Genomic DNA, 18863 nt, shown 5'->3' on the forward strand with positions numbered 1-18863 from the left:
CCGGCCGATGCTATTTTGCCGCAAGCTGGGCGACGACCTCCTTGGCCACTGCCTCGCCCGATAGCCTGGCGCCGCCGCAGGTCTGCATCAGCGGACCGGCCAAATGCTCGCCGGCGAAGAAGATCTTTTTCGCCACCGGCTGCATCAGCGTGGCGCGCGCTTGCGAACGGCCGGGCCGCGCCGCCGCATAGGCGCCGCGCACGAACCGCTCTGCGCCCCAATTGGTCATCATCGCGCGTCCGACATGTTTTCGCACGTCGCCGCCGAAGATGCCGCAGAGCCGGTCGACGACGAAGTCGATGCCGGCCGCCTCGCCAGCCGCCGACATCTCCCAGGCGAAATCGCCGCCGACGAAACCGACCATCAGATCGAGGTCGAAGGGAAAGCAGAGGAAGTAGATGTCGTGCCTGGCCAGCCGCTCGATCAGCAAATCGTCGAACGGCTCCAGGCCGAGCCTTGTACCGGATATTTCGACCGGCAGCTTGGTCAGCATGCCCATCGGCAGGTCGAAGAAGGCAGCGAAATGCGCATCGGGGAGTGCAGGCGAGAACGCAATCTCCTCGAAGGCGAGCACTGCCGGCGAGGCGGTGACGACGATAGCCTTGGCGCGGATGGTGCCGCGATCGGTGACGCAGGCTACGCCCGGCCCATCCCAGATGATCTTGCGCACCGGTGTCGACAGCTCCACCGGCACGTCGGCACCGAAGCGGGCAACCAGCGTACCGAAGCCTTCCCTGGTGAAATAGTTCGGATCGAGATCGGCGGCGGCGTGAAAGTCGCGGATCGATATCTCGTCCTCGTCGGCGCCGAAATCCATCGGCCCGGCGAAGGTTGCGGCGGCGCGCGGCGCGTGTCCCTTGGCGAGCAACGCCGAAAGGCGATCATCGTCGCCTTCCCTCACCTGATGTGCCGCCACCAGTTCGAACAGCCTTGCGTCGGCCACCTTCATCGCGGCCTCTTCGGCTTCGCTTGCCTTTCGCTCACGGTAATAGAGATGATCGACATTCATGTCGTGGCGATGAAGTGTCCAGGCGGCGGCTTTCGCCTCGGGAAAGTAAGGGTTGCGGTCTGCGGCATGCAGCCAGGCGCAGCCGATGTCGAACGGCACGCCGAAATGCTGGTCGCTGGTCCAGGCGCGGCCGCCGATGCGGTTCATCGCTTCTAACAATTTGAAGGAAAAACCGGCGGCGCGCAGGGTCTTGGCAGCTGAAAGTCCGGCCGAACCGGCACCGATGATCACGACATCAACGTCTTCCATGCTTATTCTGTCCCCGCCACAATAATTACTTGATCGTAGGCAAATTCCCGGACATCCGCCAGTGTGGTGGATTTGAAGTTCCTGCTGTATTGAGTGCATCGGCGCAGCGCCGGGACAGTGACAAGCAGGTGTTTCGCTGGCAAATTCGCAATTGGGAACGTGATTCAGGCAACCAGGAGAGCAGCATGGCATTTCTTGCCAAGGGGAAGATGTTTGTAGTGGCCACGGTGGTGGCGGTGCTTGCGCTGGCGACGGGCGCGCAGGCGGCGGCCAGTTGTGGCAAAAACGGCGCCGGCTTCGAGGCGTGGAAACCGGAGTTTGCCGCGGAGGCCAAGGCCGACGGTGTCGGCTCGAAGGGTCTGGCCGCTCTGGCTCGCGCAACCTACGCGACAAAGACGATCTCCGTCGACCGCGCCATCCATAAGGCTTTCAGCGGCTCGGTGGAAGCTTTCATGAAGCGCCGTGGCGCGTCCGCGATCATTGCCAGGGGCCGTGCGCTGAAGAAGGCCAATGCTGCGCTGTTCGACAAGATCGAAGGGACCTACGGCGTGTCGCCGGGTGTGTTGCTCGCCATCTGGGGTATGGAGACGGGCTTCGGTTCCGCCATGGGCAACCAGAATACGGTCTCTGCCATTTTAACGCTTGCCTATGATTGCCGCCGTCCGGAGTTCTTCTATCCGCATGCCATTGCAGCCCTGAAGCTGGTTGATCGCGGAGCGCTGAGCGCCTCGTCGGTTGGTGCCGCGCATGGCGAGATTGGCCACACGCAGTTCCTGCCCGGAAATGTGTTGACGTATGGCGTAGGCAACAAAAATCTGCGCGACAAGAGCACTGCGTTGGCTTCCACCGCCAACTTCCTCAAGGGTCATGGTTGGCGGCCGGGCGCCAGCGCGCAGGCGAATATCGGCGCAATTGCTGGCTGGAATTCGGCGAGCGTCTATCAACAGGCCATCGCCCGCATGGCCACGGCGATCGATGCCGACTGACAGAAAACTCTAGAGCTTTGTTTTAACGCAATTCCGGACAGAAACCGTTTCACACTTTTCCTGGAATTGCTCTTCGGCAGAAAGCCCGGCCACGCGCCGGGCTTTCTATTTCACGTCGAGCGCGTAGGAGCAGCCGGCGAGCACCTTGCCGGGATGTGAATCAACGGTTGAGACATTGAGCGCAATGCGCGTGGAAAATGTTATGCCGTCGGCTTCCTCGCTGCTTTCAACGAGCACCTTCTCGCCAAGGAATTTGTCCGGTGTCGCGAGTTCGGGTGTGATGCCGAGCTCGCGGGCAAGGTCCGGTGCGGAAACGCCGTCAAACACCGCCATCGGCCCGGTTGCGGCAAAGACGACGGACGCCGTCTCGCGCCCGAAGACGTGGACCGGGACAGGCAACTGATATTGCCGGAGGAAGGGACTGCCGGCGGGAACTTCCTTCCAGCCAAGTTTTTCCGCCGCGCCGGGCTCACCGCTCAGCCACAAGGCGACCCGCTATAGGCCGGCACGTCGGCCCTGCATTCAATCAGCGACGCGAGGTCGAGCGAGGCGGGGTCATAGTCGTTGGCTTTGGCGACAGCCAAGTTCGCGAGAACAGCCAACGCGGGCAGGAAACCGGTTCTAAGAGTGGCCAGGCGCCTGGGCATATCACTCTCAATAATGCGCGTAGCCACTCAAGGGGCATTTCTGTGAAACGGGAGCCTGGAAGGTGCCGTCAACACCGTTGCAGGTGCGAAACTTGAGCGTCATGGCGCCGGGGTGGCCGCTTTTGGCTTGCCCTCGATGACTACCGGGACTCCGGAATCCTGCGCGTAGCCGCTCAACGGGCATTGCTGGGAAACGGGAATCTGGAAGGGGCCGTTAAAACTTTTGCAGGTACGGAATTTGGAGTTCAGCGGGGCCGGGGTAGCCGCCTTTGGCTTGCCCCCGATGACTGTCGGGACTCGGGGACCCTGCGCGTAGCCGCTCAACGGGCATTGCTGGGAAGCGGGAATCTGGAAGGGGCCGTCAAAACTTTTGCAGGTATGGAATTTGGATGTTTGCCCCGACGGGGGTTGCGTCGATTGACATCCGGTAAAGACGGCCACCGCCGCAAGCATAAGAAAAATTCTGTTTTTCACTTGTCAAAGCCCTCCGATCCGCAAGACAAGTAAGATTAAACCATCGAAAAGGTCAAACAGGAAACGATCTGAGAGCGCGGCCTCGATTATATTAGGTACGCCAAATAAAACCTGGCGTATTCACCGGGTTCCTAACTCGTCTAAGCATTTGGCCTGTTGGAATATCAGCCCTTGCGGTTGCGCGCCGCCAGCGTGCGCAGCCTGAGCGCGTTGAGGCGGATGAAGCCTTCGGCGTCCTTCTGATCGTAGGCGCCGCGGTCGTCCTCGAAGGTGACCAGCGCATCGGAATAGAGCGTCTTCCTCGACTTGCGGCCGATGATCATGACGTTGCCTTTGTAGAGTTTTAGCCGCACCGTGCCTTCGACGTCTTCCTGGCTCTTGTCGATCATCGCCTGCAGCATCAGCCGCTCGGGCGCGAACCAGAAGCCGTTGTAAATGAGCTCGGCGTAGCGCGGCATGAACTCGTCCTTGAGATGGGCGGCTCCGCGGTCGAGCGTGATCGATTCGATCGCCCGGTGGGCCGATATCAGGATGGTGCCGCCGGGGGTCTCGTAGACACCGCGCGATTTCATGCCGACGAAACGGTTCTCGACCAGGTCGAGCCGGCCGATGCCATTGTCGCGGCCGAGATCGTTCAGCGCCGCCAGCATCGTCGCCGGCGACAGCTTCTTGCCGTTGAGCGCAACCGGATCGCCCTTGAGGAATTCAATCTCGATCTCGGTGACCTCATCGGGCGCATCCATCGGCGAGATGGTGCGCTGGTGGACGAATTCCGGCGGCTCGCTCCAAGGGTCTTCCAGCACCTTGCCCTCGGAGGAGGAGTGCAGCAGGTTGGCATCGACCGAGAAGGGTGCGTCGCCCTTCTTGTCCTTCGGCACCGGGATCTGGTGCTGCTCGGCGAAGTTGATGAGGTCGGTGCGCGACTTGAACGACCAGTCGCGCCAGGGCGCGATGACCTTGATGTCGGGGTTGAGCGCATAGGCCGAGAGCTCGAAACGCACCTGGTCGTTGCCCTTGCCGGTGGCGCCATGGGCGATCGCGTCGGCGCCGGTCTCCCTGGCGATTTCGACAAGATGTTTCGAGATCAGTGGCCGGGCGATCGAGGTGCCGAGCAGATACGTGCCTTCATAGACAGCGTTGGCGCGGAACATCGGAAAGACGAAATCGGATACGAACTCCTCGCGGACATCGACGATGCGGATATCCTTGATGCCCATCATCTCGGCCTTGCGCCTGGCCGGCTCCAGTTCGCCACCCTGGCCTAGATCGGCGGTGAAGGTGACGACCTCGGCGCCGAGCTCGGTCTGCAGCCATTTCAGGATGATCGAGGTGTCAAGGCCGCCGGAATAGGCGAGCACGACTTTCTTGACGGCTTTTGCTTTCGACATGGTGGGCGGTTCCGCGACAGGGGTTCTTCGCGGGCGAGGTATCACGGCGTTTTAGGCCAGCGCAAGGGACGAACGATGCCTGGACCAGATGCTGCATCTCCCAGAGGCTGGCGAGAATACGGCTCTTGCGGTATGGCTGCGCCGTCTTTTTGCCGCTACGAGACGAGCCATGTCCTTCATCCCCGACAGTACGACGCTTATCCAGTTCTCCATCGCCACCTTCATCCTGGCGATCACGCCTGGGCCTGATATGACGCTGTTCGTGTCGCGCACGCTGAGTCAGGGCCGCGCCACCGGCTTTGCCTCGATGGCCGGCGCCTTGTGCGGCACGCTGATCCACACCACGCTAGTGGTGGTCGGCGTCTCGGCGCTGATCGTCGCTTCGCCGATGGCGTTCTTCGTGCTGAAGATTTTCGGCGCCGGCTATCTGGTCTTCCTGGCATGGCAGGCGATCACAAAAGGTTCGGCGTTTTCACCGGAGAAGAAGAGCGGGCCGCAGATCTCGCTGTTCCGCAGCTGGGCGGCGGGGCTCGGGGTCAATCTGCTCAACCCGAAGATCATCCTGTTCTTCATGACCTTCCTGCCGCAATTCGTCTCCGCGCATGATCCCAACGCGCCGGGAAAACTGTTCTTCCTCGGCGCGATGTTCGTCGTGCTGGCGATCCCGGTGACGGCGCCGATGGTGCTGGCGGCGGAAAAGTTCTCGGCCGCGATGAAATCCAGCCCGCGCGTGACGCGCGTCGTCGACTATCTCTTTGCCGGAGTTTTTTCGGCCTTCGCGCTCAAGATCCTGACGGCCCAGGCGAAATAGGGCGTCCGATCTGACGCCAGCTTCCGGCCGAGCGCCCGGCGCTCAGCCAGTAGAAAATACCGCCGACCATGCCGCAGCCGATCACCGCCAGCATGACGCTGGTGTTGGTAACCTCGAAATTGGCATCGGCCGTCTGGTGGACGAAGCCGAGGAAGACCGCCGCCACCGCCGCGCCCGCCAGTGCATAGAACAGCCAGTCGCGCCGGCCGAGGATTTCGGAAACCAGGATGGCGATCGCCGCCGGCATGAAAGCGAAATAGGCGACGAACAGCGCGACGAAAGGGACGGAAAACCACAGGGAGGCCTGCGCCGCCGGTTGCGTCTCGTCCGTCATCAGCCCAAGAGACGCCAGGAACATGATGTTAAGGAAGGCGCTTGCCGCCAGCGAAGCAACACCATAGCCGACAAGGATGACGGCGAAGCGGATCAGATAGGCGACGAGGCGATTCACGCCTCGCCGTGCCCCGCGATCATCATCGCTTCCAGCGCCAGCCGGTCGACTTTGCGCATGCGCTCGGAGTCCGACTTGAGCTGGCCGCAGGCGGCGAGGATGTCGCGGCCGCGCGGCGTGCGGATCGGCGAGGCATAGCCGGCATTGTTGATGTAGTCGGCGAATTTCTCGATCGTCTCCCAGTCCGAGCACTGGTAGTTGGTGCCCGGCCACGGATTGAACGGGATCAGATTGATCTTGGCCGGAATGCCCTTGAGCAGCTTGACCAGCGCCTTGGCGTCTTCGATGGAATCGTTGACGTCCTTCAGCATCACATATTCGAAGGTGATCCGCTTGGCGTTGGACAGGCCGGGATAGGCACGGCAGGCAGCGATCAGCTCGCTCAGCGGATATTTCTTGTTGATCGGCACCAAAAGGTCGCGCAGATCGTCGTTGGTGGCGTGCAGCGAGATCGCCAGCATGACGCCGATCTCCTCACCGGTGCGGAAGATCTCGGGCACGACGCCCGACGTCGAGAGCGTGATGCGCCTCTTCGACAGGGAAAGCCCGTCGCCGTCGGATGCGATAAGCAGCGCCTTCTTTACCGCCTCGAAATTATAGAGCGGCTCGCCCATGCCCATCATGACGACGTTGGACACTTTCCTGCCCTCGGCCGGGACGATGGCGCCGTCGGGCGTGTCGCGGTCGGGAAAGTCGCCGAGCCGATCGCGGGCGGTCAAAAGCTGGGCGAGGATTTCCTCGGCGGTCAGGTTGCGCACCAGCTTCTGCGTGCCGGTGTGGCAGAAGGAACAGGTCAGGGTGCAGCCGACCTGCGAGGAGATGCAGAGCGTGCCGCGGCCTTCTTCGGGAATGTAGACGGTCTCGATCTCGACCGGCCGGCCGGCGCCGCGCGGCGGAAAGCGGAACAGCCATTTGCGCGTGCCGTCGGAGGAAATCTGCTCCTCGACAATCTCGGGCCTGGCGACGGTGAAATGCTTGTCGAGTGCGGCGCGCAGATCCTTGGAGATGTTGAACATGCCGGCAAAATCGGAAACGCCGCGCACATAGATCCAATGCCAGAGCTGTTGGGCCCGCATCTTCGCCTGGCGCTCCGGCACGATGCCGGCAGCGACAAGGGCGGCCCCGAGTTCGGCGCGCGTCAAGCCGATCAGCGACGGCTTTTCAGGCGGCGTGCGGGAGCGCAACGCGTCACGCGCGCCTCCGGCGGTAAGATCGAATGAAAGGGTCATTGTTGCGCCAATATAAGCGATTTGCGGCCGAATACAGCATCGTGCCCGAAATGAAGCGCGGCGCATAGCACAGCTTGATGGCGGAGTCATGCTGGGGGTTCTCCCTTCTCCCGCAAGGGAAAAGGAAAGACCGCACGAACGCTGGGTCCTTTACGCTGCTGTGTTAGGTAGTGAACATCCCGGACGAGGACTCTACTTGCACTTGGCGATCGAGGCCAGCGCCGCCGAGATGCCCTTCAGCGAGAAGACGTAGGTGGTGGTGTTGCCGCGGCCGGACTTGGCCGACACCTTCATGTCGGTGCCGGTCTTCATTGCGGCGATCAGCACCGGCTCCTCGGCGGCGTTCTCGACCCAGGCCGACTTGCCGCGCGTGAACATCGAGAAAGACTTCTTGTCGATGGTGACGGTGGCCTTGGAACCCTCCTGGAAGGTATAGCCGGCGATGAATTGCGGCTCGTAGGACACTTGCTGCCCCGGCCGCTGGCTGACGAAGAAGAACATATCGCCGTGATCGAGCGTCGGCGGCTGCTTGTCGGTTGGCACCGTCAGGACATAGCAGACCTTGCCGCCGCCCGACGCCTGATAACTGTAGGTGCCCCAGGCATTGTGCTGGCCGATCTTGGTTGCCGACTGCGCCAGCGCGGGCACCGTCAAGGCCGCCAGGGCCAGGCTGGAAACTATAGCAATCAATCCGCGCATCGCTTTTCCCGTATTCCACTGGTGCGGCGGCAGGCCGGCCCGGCGTCCTGCCCGTCGCTTCATTTTGATTTAATCTGGGTTACCAAACGGTGAATTTCCCCTGAGAAAAGGATGTTCACGCCAGGAAACCGCCGCCGTCTTCGCGCTGCCGCTCGAAAAAGCGGCTGGCGCAATGTCCCTGCCGCGACTTGGAGGCCACGAAAACGGCAAGAGTTTGACTTTTCAAGCAGCTAGGTCTTGCGGCGATTCTCGCTTTTTTGAGGTGCGTGACGAATTTCCCTGCAGGCGGTACCATGTCTGCGTTCGCCGCCACGGCACTCGGCCAGGGTGCCCTCCTTGGCGGCTTACGGGAGATTTGGTCATGGCCATTTCCGAGACAGTTCTGATCCTGGCGGGCGGCACAGTCGTCCTGGCGATCGTGTTCGGCATTCGTGTCGCCGTCCGCGCGGCGGCCAGCGGCGCGGTGCCACGGTCGGATGGCGGAGAGATGGCAGGCGGATCGGGCGCGCCTGACGTGCCCGGGGTCATTGCGCTGCCGCCTTTGATCTTCCTCGGCTTCCTGGCGGCGGCAACCGTGCTCGAGGTGCTCGCGCCGCTCCCGGTCATGGCCGGGCAGGCCCTCGCCCGCTATCTGGCCGGCGCTGTGCTCGCGGTGTGCGGCTTTGTGCTCATCTTTATGGCGGCGGGCCGCTTTCAGGCCGCTGGAACCAACATACCACCGACCTTGCCAACGACCGCGCTGGTCGTCGACGGGGTCTATCGGCGGACCAGGAACCCGTTCTATCTGGGAGCGACCCTCATCTATCTGGGCCTCGGCGTCGCGGCCGGAAGTCTTTGGGCTATCGCGCTCGTCATCCCCCTGCTGTGGGTGATCAATACCGGCGTCATCGAGCCGGAAGAGCGCTACCTCGAGCGGAAGTTCGGAGATGTCTATCGCGCCTACAAGGCGCGGGTGCGGCGGTGGGTTTGACGGCCGGAAAGTCGGATCTCGCGCGATTTTTTGCGTCGCACCGGCTCAGCTCTTGTCGGCGATGGCCTGCTTGGCGGCGAGCCGGTGCGCCGGCGTGATGTGGGCGCTGACGGCAGTAATCGCGGCGGTCAGCACGGCGATGTCGTCGGTGAAGCCTAGCCCAAGGATGAAATCGGGGATGACGTCCGTCGGCAGCACGAAATAGCCGAGCGCAGCCAGCAAGGTGCCCTTGGCGCGCAGCGGCGTCTTCTTGTCCATGGCGCAGTAATAGGCGGCGACCACCTCTTCCATGAACGGGATCTGCCGGGCGGCCCTCTTCGCCGTACGCCAGAACTTTTCGCGCACTTCGCTCTCATTGCCCGGCTTGCTGCCGAGGCCGAAGAAATCAAAACCGGATTTTTGCGCCATCAATCTCTCCTTGCCGCCGTCGCGTGACTTCACGCGTGACCGCGAGGCAAAATGTGGTGAAAGCTGAACCTCGCTGCAAGGTGCAGATAGGCTCAGCCGCCGAAATAGCGGTTCATCTTCCTGGCCAGATCGAAATCCAGCGCCGTCAGGCCGCCGGCGTCGTGCGTGTTGAGGGTCACGTTTACCGTCTTGTAGACGTTCGACCAGTCGGGATGGTGGTCCATCTTCTCCGCCGCCAGGGCGACGCGGGTCATGAAGGCAAAGGCTTCGGAGAAATTCTTGAAGGTGAAGGTGCGCGAGATCGAGCCACCATCCTTGGCCAGCGACCAGCCGTCGAGGCCGGCAAGTTCGGCGCTAATCGCTTCCTTTGCAAGTTTCTCCCTGGCCATGTCCGTCTACCGCATGATCCGCGAAGCGTCGGCGGCACCGACCAAACGGCTGGCGGCCCGGCTGTCGGCACCCGAAAGCGGCCAAGCTTCCTCGACGACGTAAGGCCCGCCGCCGACCGAGTCGCGCGACGACATCAGCACGAAGCGGCCGACCCGGAACGGCAGCGTCGAAAAATTGCCGCGCGCCGACAGATACTGGGCGACGTCGAGCGGGCTCGAATTGCGCAGGCGGGCCAGCGTCACATGCGGCATGAACTTGCGCGGGTCGGCCGGGATGCCGAGCCGCTGGCAGATGCGCTCGATCTCGGCCTGCAATGCGGAAAGATCGGGCGAAGCGGCGACCCCGGCCCACACCGCATGCGGCTTTTTCTGGCCGAAGGCGCCAACGCCGGACAGCGTCAGCGGGAAGGACGGGCGGTGAACGCGGTCGAGCGCGTTGGCGATCTCGTCGGCGACATGGCCCTCGACATCGCCGATGAAGCGCAGCGTCAGATGATAGTTTTCGACGTCGATCCAGCGGGCTCCAGGCAGGCCGCCCCTGAGCAGGGACAACGAAAGAGCGGCATCACGCGGTATTTCGAGGGCGGTAAAAAGACGCGGCATGGGAAGCCTCCTGTCCTCGAATCGAACTCTTGCCCTAGCGAATCATCGATATTCAAACGGGGCAAGGGGTTTGTTGGTCGCAGGCCTGCCTAAAAGCTTCCCCTGCGGAAGGTGTTGCGGCGGCGAACCCTCCCCTTCAGGAATTGCCCCGGACCGCTTCAATGGTCTTCTCCACGCTGGGCAGGATACCTTCGACGATGCGGTCGACGCCTCGGGCGTTTGGATGAAGACCGTCTTCGAGCTGCAGGACGGATTGGCCGGCGATGCCCTCGAGAAAGAAAGGATAGAGCGGCACGCCGTATTTTTCAGCCAGTCTCGGAAAGGTCGCGTCGAAGGCGGTCTGGTAATCGGCGCCGAGATTGGGCGCCGCGCGCATCCCGGCCAGCAACACAGCGATCTTGCGCTGCTTCAGCTTTGCCAGCATGGCGTCCAGGTTCTTTTCCGCTATGGCGGGCGAAACGCCGCGCAGCATGTCGTTGGCGCCGAGCTCCAGGATGACCAGTTGCGTGCCGTCCGGCACCGACCAGTCGAGCCGCGACAGGCCGCCGCTCGTCGTATCGCCGGAGACGCCGGCATTGGTGACCGTGACATCGTAGCCCTTGGCGCGCAGCGCCGCCTGCAGCTTTTCGGTAAAGCCTTCCCCTGGCCCGAGCCCAAAGCCTGCCATCAAGCTGTCGCCGAAACCGACAATGGTGAAGGGCTCGGCGCGTGCCGACGGAATGGCGCCGCAGATTGTGAGGAAAAGGGCGAAGGCCGCGGCAAAGGTGTGTTTGAAAGCCATGCGGCAGGCCCCATATGACGAGGAACATCGGTTTGCGAAGGCAGGTTTTCATCTTTGTCGAGCATCTGATGCTCTGCCCTCATTCCCCCATATAGGACGATTTGATTTTGGAAGAAGCCGTCATTTCGCTGAAAGACGTATCGCTGACACTCGGCGAAGGTGCATCCTCGGTCCATGTGCTGAAGGGCGTCAGCCTTGATGTCGCGGCCGGCGAGGCAACCGGCATCGTTGGACCTTCAGGTTCGGGAAAGTCGACATTGCTGATGGTCTTGGCCGGGCTTGAAAGGGTCGATTCGGGAGCGGTACGAATTGCCGGCGAGCTGCTCAACGGCAAAAGCGAAGATCAGATCGCATCGTTTCGGGGACGAAACATCGGTATCGTGTTCCAGTCTTTCCATCTCATCCCCAATATGACGGCGCTGGAAAACGTCGCCGTCCCGCTGGAGCTTGCCGGTCATGTCGATCCGTTCGGCGTGGCGGCGCGCGAGCTGGCGGCGGTCGGTCTCAGGGATCGCGTCACCCATTACCCCGGCGAATTGTCTGGCGGCGAGCAGCAGCGCGTGGCGATCGCCCGGGCGCTGGCGCCGTCGCCGCGCATCCTGATCGCCGACGAGCCGACCGGCAATCTCGACCAGGCGACGGGGCGGCACGTCGCCGACCTGCTGTTTGCCAAGGCGGCCGAACGCGGCATGACGCTGGTGCTGGTCACGCATGACCCGGTGCTCGCGGCGCGCTGCTCGCGCCAGGTGTCGATGCGGTCGGGGCTGATCGAGGACGCGCCTGAGCCGGCCACCAGGGCCGGCAAGGTGACCGCCTGATGCCGCTGTCGCAAACGCTGAGGCTCGCCTTTCGGTTTTCTCTGCGAGAAATGCGTGGCGGGCTGTCCGGCTTCCTGATCTTCCTTGCCTGCATCGCGCTCGGCGTCGCGGCAATCGGCGGCGTCAATTCGGTGGCGCAAGCGATTTCCGCCGGTGTTGCCGACCAGGGCCAGACGCTGCTCGGCGGCGATCTCCGCTTCCAGCTCAACCAGCGCGATCCGACCAGAGCCGAACGCAGCTTCCTCGACCGGCTTGGCACGGTTTCGCACAGTGCCAACATGCGCTCGATGGCGAGGCTCGAGGACGGCTCCGACCAAGCGCTGGTCGAGGCCAAGGCGGTCGACGGCGCCTATCCGCTCTATGGCGCGCTGGAGACCGAGCCGGTGCTGTCGCGAGAGGATCTGTTCGACCACAAATCCGGAGTCTTCGGCGCCGCGGCGCCGGACCTTTTGTTCGAGCGGCTGAACCTTGGCATCGGTGACCGGCTGAAGCTCGGCAGCGCGACCTTCGAGCTGCGCGCCAGGCTGGTCAACGAGCCGGATGCGGTGTCGGATGGCTTCGGCTTTGCGCCGCGGCTGATGGTGTCGACCGACGGGCTTGCCGCTTCCGGCCTGATCCAGCCGGGCAGCCTGGTCGAGAATGCCTATAAGGTCCGCCTGCCCGGCGGCACTACTGAGACACAGATCAAGGCGATCCAGGAGCAGGCGGCAAAAGAGTTCCCGCAGGCCGGCTGGTCGATCCGCACGCGCAGCAACGCAGCGCCGGCGCTGTCCTCGAACATCGAGCGGTTTTCGCAATTCCTGACGCTGGTCGGGCTGACGGCGCTGGTGGTCGGGGGCGTCGGCGTGGCCAATGCCGTGCGTGCCTATCTCGACGGCAAGCGCGGCGTCATCGCCACCTTCAAGAGCCTGGGGGCTTCGGGAGGGTTCGTCTTTGCCGTCTATCTGGTGCAGATCCTGATGATCGCCGCCCTCGGCATCACGCTGGGCCTGGTGCTCGGCGCATTGATGCCGTTTGTTGCAAGTGCCGCGCTGCAGTCGGTCATTCCGGTGCCGGCGGAAGGTGGGTTCTATCCCGGCGCGCTCGGCATGGCAGCGCTGTTCGGGCTGCTGGTGACGCTGGCTTTCGCCTTGCTGCCGCTCGGCCGCGCCCGCGACGTGCCGGCAACGGCGCTGTTTCGCGAAATGGGTTTCGAGGGCCGGGGTTTTCCCCGCCCGCTCTATATCGCCGCGGCATTGGGTATCGCGCTGCTCCTGGCGGTACTGGCGATCCTGTTTTCCGGCGACCGCCGTATTGCCTCGATCTTCGTCGGCGCCACGGTCTTTTCGTTCCTGGTGCTGCGTGTCGTCGGCACGCTGGTGCAGTGGGCGGCGAAGAAAAGCCCGCGCGTGCGCTCGACCGCGCTCAGGCTCGCCATCGGCAACATCCATCGGCCTGGCGCCTTGACGCCGTCCGTGGTGCTGTCGCTTGGCCTCGGGCTGACGCTCCTGGTCACCTTGGCGCTGATCGACGGCAATCTCAGGCGGCAGATCTCGGGCAGCCTGCCCGAACGGGCGCCGAACTTCTTCTTCGTCGATATCCAGAGCGGCGACGTCGATGCTTTCTCCGCGCTGGTCGGCAAAGAGGCGCCGCAGGGCAGGCTGATCAGGGTCCCGATGCTGCGCGGCCGGGTGATGGCGCTCAACGGCGTCGCTGTCGACAAGGTCAAGGTTCCGGCCGAAGGCGCCTGGGTACTGCGCGGCGATCGCGGCCTGACCTATGACGCAAAGCTGCCGGAGAATGCGACGCTGACCGAGGGCAGCTGGTGGCCGGAGAACTATGCCGGCCAGCCGCTGGTCTCGTTTTCCGCCGAGGAAGGCAAAGAGATCGGGCTGAAGCTCGGCGACACCATCACCGTCAACGTGCTCGGCCGCAACATCACGGCGAAGATCGCCAATTTCCGCCAGGTCGAATGGGAAACCATGGGCATCAATTTCGTCATGGTGTTCTCGCCCAACACATTCGCCGGGGCGCCGCATGGCTGGTTGGCGACGCTGACCGAGACGAATGCGTCGGCGGCCGACGATGCGCGTCTTCTCAACGCCGTCACCCGGGCTTTTCCAGCGGTGACGACGGTCAGGGTCAAGGACGCGCTCGAAATCGTCAATCGGCTGGTGGCGCAGCTCGGCACGGCAATCAGGGCAGCGGCCGGCGTGGCGCTGATCGCCTCGGTGCTGGTGCTGGCCGGGGCGCTCGCCGCCGGCAACCGGGCCCGCATCCACGACGCGGTGGTGCTGAAGACGCTGGGTGCGACCAGGAAAACGCTGATCGCCGCTTTTTCGCTGGAATACATGCTGATCGGCCTTGCCACTGCGATCTTCGCGCTGGCGGCGGGCGGTGTGGCGGCGTGGTTCGTCGTCGCGCGCATCATGACGCTGCCATCGCACTTCATGCCCGAGGTGGCGGTGGCGACCATCGGCTTTTCGCTGGTGGTCACGGTCGGCATCGGCCTTGCCGGGACGTGGCGGGTGCTGGGCCACAAGGCGGCGCCGGTGCTGCGGAATCTTTGAGCCAGAGCCGGTTTTGATTAAATCTCGTTAATGTTTCGGCCGGGAAGGCCAATAAAACCGGATCTCCGGCACTTCACGGAGCATTACGTCCGGTTACGGTCTTGTCCTTTACGCCAAGAACCATCATATTTCGGCGCAGGCATGCTGGAGCCCCGCCAGCGGCGCCTGGGTTCAAATGGACCTGACACCGGACGGGGCAGAAGCAATATGAGGATTTCCATGGCTGATCCCGTTCGCAATTATCAGACGCGCGCCGTGCCCGGCGCCGGCGTCGATGCTGCCATCGACCAGGGCCTGCGCGCCTACATGATCAAAGTCTACAATCTGATGGGGCTTGGCCTCCTCATCACCGGCCTTGCCGCGGTCGGCACAATCATGCTGGCCACCACCAGCGATCCCGCCTCGGCGGTCGCGACGTTGCCAAGCGGCGAGATGCTGACCTCGTTCGGCTACGCAATCTTTGGTTCGCCGCTGAAATGGCTGGTGATCTTTGCCCCTCTGGCAGCGGTGATGTTCCTGTCGTTCCGCGTCCAGTCGATGAGCGTTTCGGCCGCGCAGACGACGTTCTGGGTCTATGCCGGCCTCGTCGGCCTATCTCTCTCGTCGATCTTCCTGGTCTACACCACCGCCAGTATCTCGCAGACCTTCTTCGCCACCGCCGCCGCCTTTGGCGGGCTGTCGCTCTACGGCTACACGACCAAGCGCGATCTCTCGGCGTTCGGTTCGTTCCTGGTCATGGGCCTGGTCGGCCTGATCATCGCGATGGTGATCAACATCTTCCTGCAGTCGTCGGCGCTTTCCTTCGCCGTTTCGGCGATCGGCGTGCTGATCTTCGCAGGCCTCACCGCCTACGACACGCAGAACATCAAGGAGATGTATTTCGAGGGCGACGAGACTGATGTCGCCGGCCGCAAGGCGATCATGGGCGCATTGAGGCTCTATCTCGACTTCATCAACCTGTTCATGTTCCTGCTGCAGTTCATGGGCGACCGTCGCTAGTACGGCGTTCCTTGTCGACCATGATCTTTTCCGAAAACCGGTTTCCACTTTTCGGGATCATGGTCTGACTGGACCAGCGAGTTTGGAAAGGGCGGCCCAATGGCCGCCCTTTTCTTTTGTGCCGGCTTTTGCTGAGATATAGGGCAGATGAACGACTTGCATAAATTATGAGCAGCATCACGTTACGGGCCGCAACGTCGGCCGATCTCGACCGGATCACGGAAATCTATGCCGACGCGGTGACGAGTGGCACGGCGAGCTATGAACTCGAGCCACCAAGCCGGACCGAGATGGGCGCGCGCTTCGACAGCCTGATGGCGGGCGGCTTTCCCTATCTCGTTGCGGAAAAGGCCGGCGGCGTGCTCGGCTATGCCTATGCCGGGGCGTTCCGGCCGCGCCCGGCGTACCGCTTCGTCGTTGAGGATTCCGTCTATGTCGCGCTCGAGGCCAAAGGGCAAGGCGTCGGGCTGCTCTTGATGCAAGGGCTGATCGAGGCGGCCAAGGCGGCGGGTTTTCGCCAGATCATCGCGGTGATCGGCGACGGCCGGCCCGACAGCGCCTCGGTACGGTTGCACGAGAAGCTCGGCTTTCGTCATTCCGGCCGCCTGGAAGGCTCAGGGTATAAGCACGGACGCTGGCTGGATACGGTGTTCATGCAGTTGCCGATCAATGGCGGGGCGTCCATCCCGCCCGATCCGCAATCGCTGCCCGAGCGGAAGTTCCGCGAACAAAAATAAGAGGTTACGCCTCGACCAGCTTCAGCGTTCGGTCGAACACGCCAAGTACCCGGCCGAGCTCCTGGCCGCGCTTGAGGATGCGCCCGCCGGCGGCGATGACGGCGAACGCGCCTTGCCGGCGCGCCAGCTTCGGATCCTTGACGATCTGGAAAAGCGGCACTTCGCTGGTGCGGCGGAAGACAGAAAAAACAGCGCGGTCGGCGAGATGGTCGATGGCATAGTCGCGCCACTCGTTGGCGGCAACCATACGGCCGTAGAGCCTGAGGATCTGGTCCAGTTCGCGCCGGTCGAACCGCACCGGCTGGTCGAGGCGTTCGCGTCTTGCCTCATGCAGCGGGATCAATATTGCGGATGCGTCCCCATCCTCCGTCCCGCTGCTGCGATCAGTCATGCCTGGATCCTCGCAATGAATCGTACGCCGACCAAAGTTGGCGCTTTCGCTGCGGAATTGCAAGGCCCGGCCGGGCAAGGCCAGCACCGCGCGGTTTCTCCAGCGTCCAGTCACGTTTGCGAAACGCCTGTTGGAATTGGTGATGCTTTGCCACAATCCTGCCATTTTTTATCCGTGCTCATGCCCCAATGTCCGACGAATTTATCGGCGTTGCCTGAGACGGTTCGGTCCGGCACCGGCTCGTAAACCCCAAGCCCCCCGCCCACGGGTCTGCGTCGGATCGAACCAACCTCGGTTTTTCCTTGGACAGATCGGGTGCGACGATCCCAAAACCTAAATGACCGGCGTCAGAAGCAAGCTGACGCCGGTTTTTTATTGGCCGGCCGCTGGGATCGCCTCCGAAAGCGGGGCACGTTAAGACGGCCATGCGAGGGCCCCTAATTGCGTTATGATCGTCGGTCTGCGCAGCCCCTCATTGCCCTGCCGGGCGTTTCTCCCCGTACAGCGACGGGGAGAAAGACGCAGTCGGCCACGGTTTTGCCAATCACCAGCGTTGCACGAAGAACGCCGATGCCGCGGCCAGTTCCGTTCTCCCCGTCACTATACGGGGAGAAGATGGCGGCAGGCGGATGAGGGGCAGCGCGACGTTTCAGTTCAAGGCTTGCGGATAAAGGCTGCACCCAGGATCGGACCGGGCATGCCGTCCTTGCCGACCGACTGCAGCAGCACGGCGCAGCCGCCCTTCTTGGCGATCTCGCTCATTGGCAGTTCGTAGCGCTGCGCCTTGCCGTGCCACATGCCGGCGGTCTGGATGCTGGAGACGGCGTTCCAGTAGGTCATGCTGCGGCCGCTGTTTTCGCCCTTGCCGATCTTTATCGTCTGCGGCGGATTGAAATAGACGATGACGACATGCGCGTCGGTGGGGCCGGTCACGGCGTCGCCGGCATCGATCATGACGCGATCGCTGGTCCGGCTGACCTTGATGCCGACGCGCATGCCTTCGCCGACCCTCTCCATGCGGGCCAGCGCGCCGTCGACTTCCTTGCGGCTGGCGCCGTTGACATGGCTGCGGCCGTTTATGACGGCTTGCGGGGTGTAGACGGAACGACTGCCGAAGGCGCGCATATACTCATATTGCCGCTCGGTATTTTCCTTGCGGCTCAGCGTGTCCTGCCAGCCGAGGTAATCCCAATAATCGACATGATAGGCGAGCGCGACGATGTCCTCCTTGGCGGCGAGCTCGGCGAAGAATTCGTCGGCCGGCGGACAGGAGTTGCATCCCTGGCTGGTGAAGAGCTCGATGACGCCTAATGGCTTGTCGGTTGGCTCGGCAAGGGCCCTGCCGGCAAACGCCGAGAGGGCCAGCGCAAGGGCCGCAAGCCGCAATGGTCTTCGAGATGGCATGACCGTTCCGATCCCGCCGGTGACGCCGGCTTTGTTCTGGTTATCGAAATATGTGGCAGAAGCGGCAGTCAACGGGAAGTCACGTTGCGGTGAAATTTTGCCGTTGCAACCGCTGGCAAGGGCGCAATAGGTGGACTTGCACTTCACCATGGAAGCGATTCGGGCGGCAATCAGCATGTGGCAATCTCTCCTGGCGCCGGTCGATCTTTATTGCGAACGGACGGGGCCGGAATTCTGGGCCGAACCGCTCAATGCGCTGAGCAATCTGGCTTTTTTTGCCGCCGGGCTATGGGGTGTCTGGCAGGTGCGCACGCGCGGAACCGGCACCTTCGCCGAAGTGCTGGCCTGGTGGGTGGTGGCGATCGGCGTTGGGTCGTCGCTGTTCCACACCTTTGCCACAAGGGCAATGATCCTGGCCGACGTGCTGCCCATTGCAGGGTTCACGCTGGCCTACACGCTGTTCAACCTGCGACGTTTTCTCGGCATGAAATGGGGCAAGGCGATCGCCATCTTCGTCGCCTTTTACGCCGTTGCCGGGCTGGTGACCTTTGCCGTGCCGGACTGGCTGCGCCAAGCGTCGAACGGGACGACCGGCTATCTGCCGCCGTTTCTGGCGCTCGCCTTCTTCGGCGCCTGGGTGGCGGCCAGCGGCAATCGCGCCGGCTGGTACAATCTGGCGGGTTCGGCGATCTTCGTCGTGTCGGTCATCTGCAGGATGATCGATCCGCTGGTCTGCGGCGGCTTTCCGCTCGGCACGCATTTCCTGTGGCACATATTCAACGGGCTGATGCTCGGCGTGCTGCTGGCGGCGACAGCGCGGTTTGGCAAGCCAAGAACAGGGCAAGTAGGGCAGTAGGGCAGTAGGGCAGTA

The 18863-nt window shown here is 62.9% G+C and carries 21 protein-coding genes; 9 read left to right on the top strand and 12 right to left on the bottom strand.

The features are described from left to right. Nucleotides 1-10: 10 nt before the first annotated feature. The gene (locus tag NKH70_RS03075; RefSeq protein ID WP_352913030.1) at nt 11-1258 is read right to left on the bottom strand and encodes a flavin monoamine oxidase family protein; all 1248 of its coding nucleotides are present in this window, start codon (nt 1256-1258) and stop codon (nt 11-13) included. A gap of 185 nt (nt 1259-1443) precedes the next feature. On the opposite strand from NKH70_RS03075, the gene NKH70_RS03080 reads away from it, so the two are divergent. Beyond that, nucleotides 1444-2244, top strand: a complete 801-nt coding sequence (locus NKH70_RS03080; RefSeq protein WP_352466610.1) for a lytic murein transglycosylase — start codon at nt 1444-1446, stop codon at nt 2242-2244. Between the two features lie 105 nt (nt 2245-2349). Here the strand turns inward: NKH70_RS03080 and NKH70_RS03085 are convergent, their stop codons facing one another. Further along, nucleotides 2350-2730, bottom strand: coding sequence for a hypothetical protein (locus NKH70_RS03085; protein WP_352913028.1), 381 nt, complete (start codon nt 2728-2730; stop codon nt 2350-2352). A gap of 799 nt (nt 2731-3529) precedes the next feature. Next, complete coding sequence (locus NKH70_RS03090) at nt 3530-4753, bottom strand: argininosuccinate synthase (protein WP_352913027.1); 1224 nt, start codon at nt 4751-4753, stop codon at nt 3530-3532. Between the two features lie 169 nt (nt 4754-4922). Between NKH70_RS03090 and NKH70_RS03095 the strand changes: the two genes are divergently transcribed. Further along, complete coding sequence (locus tag NKH70_RS03095; protein WP_352479689.1) at nt 4923-5564, top strand: LysE family translocator; 642 nt, start codon at nt 4923-4925, stop codon at nt 5562-5564. Here NKH70_RS03095 and NKH70_RS03100 read toward each other — a convergent pair. The 3 genes from NKH70_RS03100 to NKH70_RS03110 all read right to left on the bottom strand — a co-directional run bounded on the left by NKH70_RS03100 (nt 5536) and on the right by NKH70_RS03110 (nt 7943). Further along, nucleotides 5536-6015, bottom strand: coding sequence for a hypothetical protein (locus NKH70_RS03100; protein ID WP_352913025.1), 480 nt, complete (start codon nt 6013-6015; stop codon nt 5536-5538). The two genes, NKH70_RS03095 and NKH70_RS03100, sit on opposite strands and share 29 nt — an antisense overlap. Next, nucleotides 6012-7244, bottom strand: coding sequence for a dual-specificity RNA methyltransferase RlmN (gene rlmN, locus NKH70_RS03105; protein WP_352913023.1), 1233 nt, complete (start codon nt 7242-7244; stop codon nt 6012-6014). Before rlmN ends, NKH70_RS03100 begins: the two co-directional genes overlap by 4 nt. A gap of 192 nt (nt 7245-7436) precedes the next feature. Further along, entirely contained in the window at nt 7437-7943 is a 507-nt protein-coding gene (locus NKH70_RS03110) for an invasion associated locus B family protein (protein WP_352977041.1), read from the bottom strand. 361 nt (nt 7944-8304) lie between these two features. Here NKH70_RS03110 and NKH70_RS03115 point away from each other — a divergent pair, with 361 nt between their 5' ends. Continuing rightward, nucleotides 8305-8913 (top strand): methyltransferase family protein, encoded by a 609-nt coding sequence (locus NKH70_RS03115; RefSeq protein ID WP_352719381.1) that lies wholly within the window; start codon nt 8305-8307, stop codon nt 8911-8913. A gap of 45 nt (nt 8914-8958) precedes the next feature. Here the strand turns inward: NKH70_RS03115 and NKH70_RS03120 are convergent, their stop codons facing one another. From NKH70_RS03120 to NKH70_RS03135, 4 genes are all read right to left on the bottom strand, one after another. After that, on the bottom strand, nt 8959-9321 hold the full coding sequence (locus NKH70_RS03120) for a YkvA family protein (protein WP_352719380.1): 363 nt from the start codon (nt 9319-9321) through the stop codon (nt 8959-8961). 92 nt (nt 9322-9413) lie between these two features. Beyond that, complete coding sequence (locus NKH70_RS03125) at nt 9414-9710, bottom strand: 4a-hydroxytetrahydrobiopterin dehydratase (protein WP_353024803.1); 297 nt, start codon at nt 9708-9710, stop codon at nt 9414-9416. A 6-nt stretch (nt 9711-9716) separates the two neighbouring features. Continuing rightward, nucleotides 9717-10313 (bottom strand): RNA 2',3'-cyclic phosphodiesterase, encoded by a 597-nt coding sequence (gene thpR / locus NKH70_RS03130; RefSeq protein WP_352466496.1) that lies wholly within the window; start codon nt 10311-10313, stop codon nt 9717-9719. 136 nt (nt 10314-10449) lie between these two features. Beyond that, entirely contained in the window at nt 10450-11094 is a 645-nt protein-coding gene (locus NKH70_RS03135; protein ID WP_292665168.1) for an arylesterase, read from the bottom strand. Between the two features lie 107 nt (nt 11095-11201). Here NKH70_RS03135 and NKH70_RS03140 point away from each other — a divergent pair, with 107 nt between their 5' ends. The 4 genes from NKH70_RS03140 to NKH70_RS03155 all read left to right on the top strand — a co-directional run bounded on the left by NKH70_RS03140 (nt 11202) and on the right by NKH70_RS03155 (nt 16197). Then, nucleotides 11202-11912, top strand: coding sequence for an ABC transporter ATP-binding protein (locus NKH70_RS03140; protein WP_352913020.1), 711 nt, complete (start codon nt 11202-11204; stop codon nt 11910-11912). Beyond that, the gene (locus NKH70_RS03145; RefSeq protein ID WP_353024804.1) at nt 11912-14461 is read left to right on the top strand and encodes an ABC transporter permease; all 2550 of its coding nucleotides are present in this window, start codon (nt 11912-11914) and stop codon (nt 14459-14461) included. Before NKH70_RS03140 ends, NKH70_RS03145 begins: the two co-directional genes overlap by 1 nt. A gap of 219 nt (nt 14462-14680) precedes the next feature. Next, nucleotides 14681-15460, top strand: a complete 780-nt coding sequence (locus tag NKH70_RS03150) for a Bax inhibitor-1/YccA family protein (RefSeq protein WP_254817871.1) — start codon at nt 14681-14683, stop codon at nt 15458-15460. Nucleotides 15461-15627: 167 nt separating this feature from the next. Next, on the top strand, nt 15628-16197 hold the full coding sequence (locus tag NKH70_RS03155) for a GNAT family N-acetyltransferase (RefSeq protein WP_352913018.1): 570 nt from the start codon (nt 15628-15630) through the stop codon (nt 16195-16197). 4 nt (nt 16198-16201) lie between these two features. Here NKH70_RS03155 and NKH70_RS03160 read toward each other — a convergent pair whose 3' ends face one another. Next, nucleotides 16202-16588 (bottom strand): DUF2794 domain-containing protein, encoded by a 387-nt coding sequence (locus tag NKH70_RS03160; protein ID WP_031212724.1) that lies wholly within the window; start codon nt 16586-16588, stop codon nt 16202-16204. Nucleotides 16589-17242: 654 nt separating this feature from the next. After that, nucleotides 17243-17992: a DUF1223 domain-containing protein gene (locus tag NKH70_RS03165; RefSeq protein ID WP_352913017.1), complete on the bottom strand. Its 750-nt coding sequence runs from the start codon at nt 17990-17992 to the stop codon at nt 17243-17245. Between NKH70_RS03165 and NKH70_RS03170 the strand changes: the two genes are divergently transcribed. Both NKH70_RS03170 and NKH70_RS03175 read left to right on the top strand, forming a co-directional pair. Next, nucleotides 17991-18122 carry a hypothetical protein gene (locus tag NKH70_RS03170; RefSeq protein ID WP_352913016.1) on the top strand — a complete coding sequence of 44 codons (132 nt, stop codon included), beginning with the start codon at nt 17991-17993 and terminating at the stop codon, nt 18120-18122. The genes NKH70_RS03165 and NKH70_RS03170 overlap by 2 nt on opposite strands. Before the next feature lie 45 nt (nt 18123-18167). Then, nucleotides 18168-18848 carry a ceramidase domain-containing protein gene (locus NKH70_RS03175; protein ID WP_352977042.1) on the top strand — a complete coding sequence of 227 codons (681 nt, stop codon included), beginning with the start codon at nt 18168-18170 and terminating at the stop codon, nt 18846-18848. Nucleotides 18849-18863 lie beyond the last annotated feature (15 nt).

It is taken from the genome of Mesorhizobium sp. M0991, assembly GCF_040318915.1.
GTDB lineage: Bacteria > Pseudomonadota > Alphaproteobacteria > Rhizobiales > Rhizobiaceae > Mesorhizobium.

What these genes read in the sequence shown, in the direction of transcription:
- NKH70_RS03095 (WP_352479689.1), top strand. Translation starts at nt 4,923, where the DNA reads ATGTCCTTCATCCCCGACAGTACGACGCTTATCCAGTTCTCCATCGCC.
- NKH70_RS03120 (WP_352719380.1), bottom strand. Translation starts at nt 9,321, where the DNA reads ATGGCGCAAAAATCCGGTTTTGATTTCTTCGGCCTCGGCAGCAAGCCG.
- NKH70_RS03125 (WP_353024803.1), bottom strand. Translation starts at nt 9,710, where the DNA reads ATGGCCAGGGAGAAACTTGCAAAGGAAGCGATTAGCGCCGAACTTGCC.
- NKH70_RS03155 (WP_352913018.1), top strand. Translation starts at nt 15,628, where the DNA reads ATGAGCAGCATCACGTTACGGGCCGCAACGTCGGCCGATCTCGACCGG.
- NKH70_RS03115 (WP_352719381.1), top strand. Translation starts at nt 8,305, where the DNA reads ATGGCCATTTCCGAGACAGTTCTGATCCTGGCGGGCGGCACAGTCGTC.
- rlmN (WP_352913023.1), bottom strand. Translation starts at nt 7,244, where the DNA reads ATGACCCTTTCATTCGATCTTACCGCCGGAGGCGCGCGTGACGCGTTG.
- NKH70_RS03175 (WP_352977042.1), top strand. Translation starts at nt 18,168, where the DNA reads ATGTGGCAATCTCTCCTGGCGCCGGTCGATCTTTATTGCGAACGGACG.
- NKH70_RS03135 (WP_292665168.1), bottom strand. Translation starts at nt 11,094, where the DNA reads ATGGCTTTCAAACACACCTTTGCCGCGGCCTTCGCCCTTTTCCTCACA.
- NKH70_RS03165 (WP_352913017.1), bottom strand. Translation starts at nt 17,992, where the DNA reads ATGCCATCTCGAAGACCATTGCGGCTTGCGGCCCTTGCGCTGGCCCTC.
- NKH70_RS03080 (WP_352466610.1), top strand. Translation starts at nt 1,444, where the DNA reads ATGGCATTTCTTGCCAAGGGGAAGATGTTTGTAGTGGCCACGGTGGTG.
- NKH70_RS03150 (WP_254817871.1), top strand. Translation starts at nt 14,681, where the DNA reads ATGGCTGATCCCGTTCGCAATTATCAGACGCGCGCCGTGCCCGGCGCC.
- NKH70_RS03110 (WP_352977041.1), bottom strand. Translation starts at nt 7,943, where the DNA reads ATGCGCGGATTGATTGCTATAGTTTCCAGCCTGGCCCTGGCGGCCTTG.
- NKH70_RS03170 (WP_352913016.1), top strand. Translation starts at nt 17,991, where the DNA reads ATGACCGTTCCGATCCCGCCGGTGACGCCGGCTTTGTTCTGGTTATCG.
- thpR (WP_352466496.1), bottom strand. Translation starts at nt 10,313, where the DNA reads ATGCCGCGTCTTTTTACCGCCCTCGAAATACCGCGTGATGCCGCTCTT.
- NKH70_RS03160 (WP_031212724.1), bottom strand. Translation starts at nt 16,588, where the DNA reads ATGACTGATCGCAGCAGCGGGACGGAGGATGGGGACGCATCCGCAATA.
- NKH70_RS03075 (WP_352913030.1), bottom strand. Translation starts at nt 1,258, where the DNA reads ATGGAAGACGTTGATGTCGTGATCATCGGTGCCGGTTCGGCCGGACTT.
- NKH70_RS03145 (WP_353024804.1), top strand. Translation starts at nt 11,912, where the DNA reads ATGCCGCTGTCGCAAACGCTGAGGCTCGCCTTTCGGTTTTCTCTGCGA.
- NKH70_RS03090 (WP_352913027.1), bottom strand. Translation starts at nt 4,753, where the DNA reads ATGTCGAAAGCAAAAGCCGTCAAGAAAGTCGTGCTCGCCTATTCCGGC.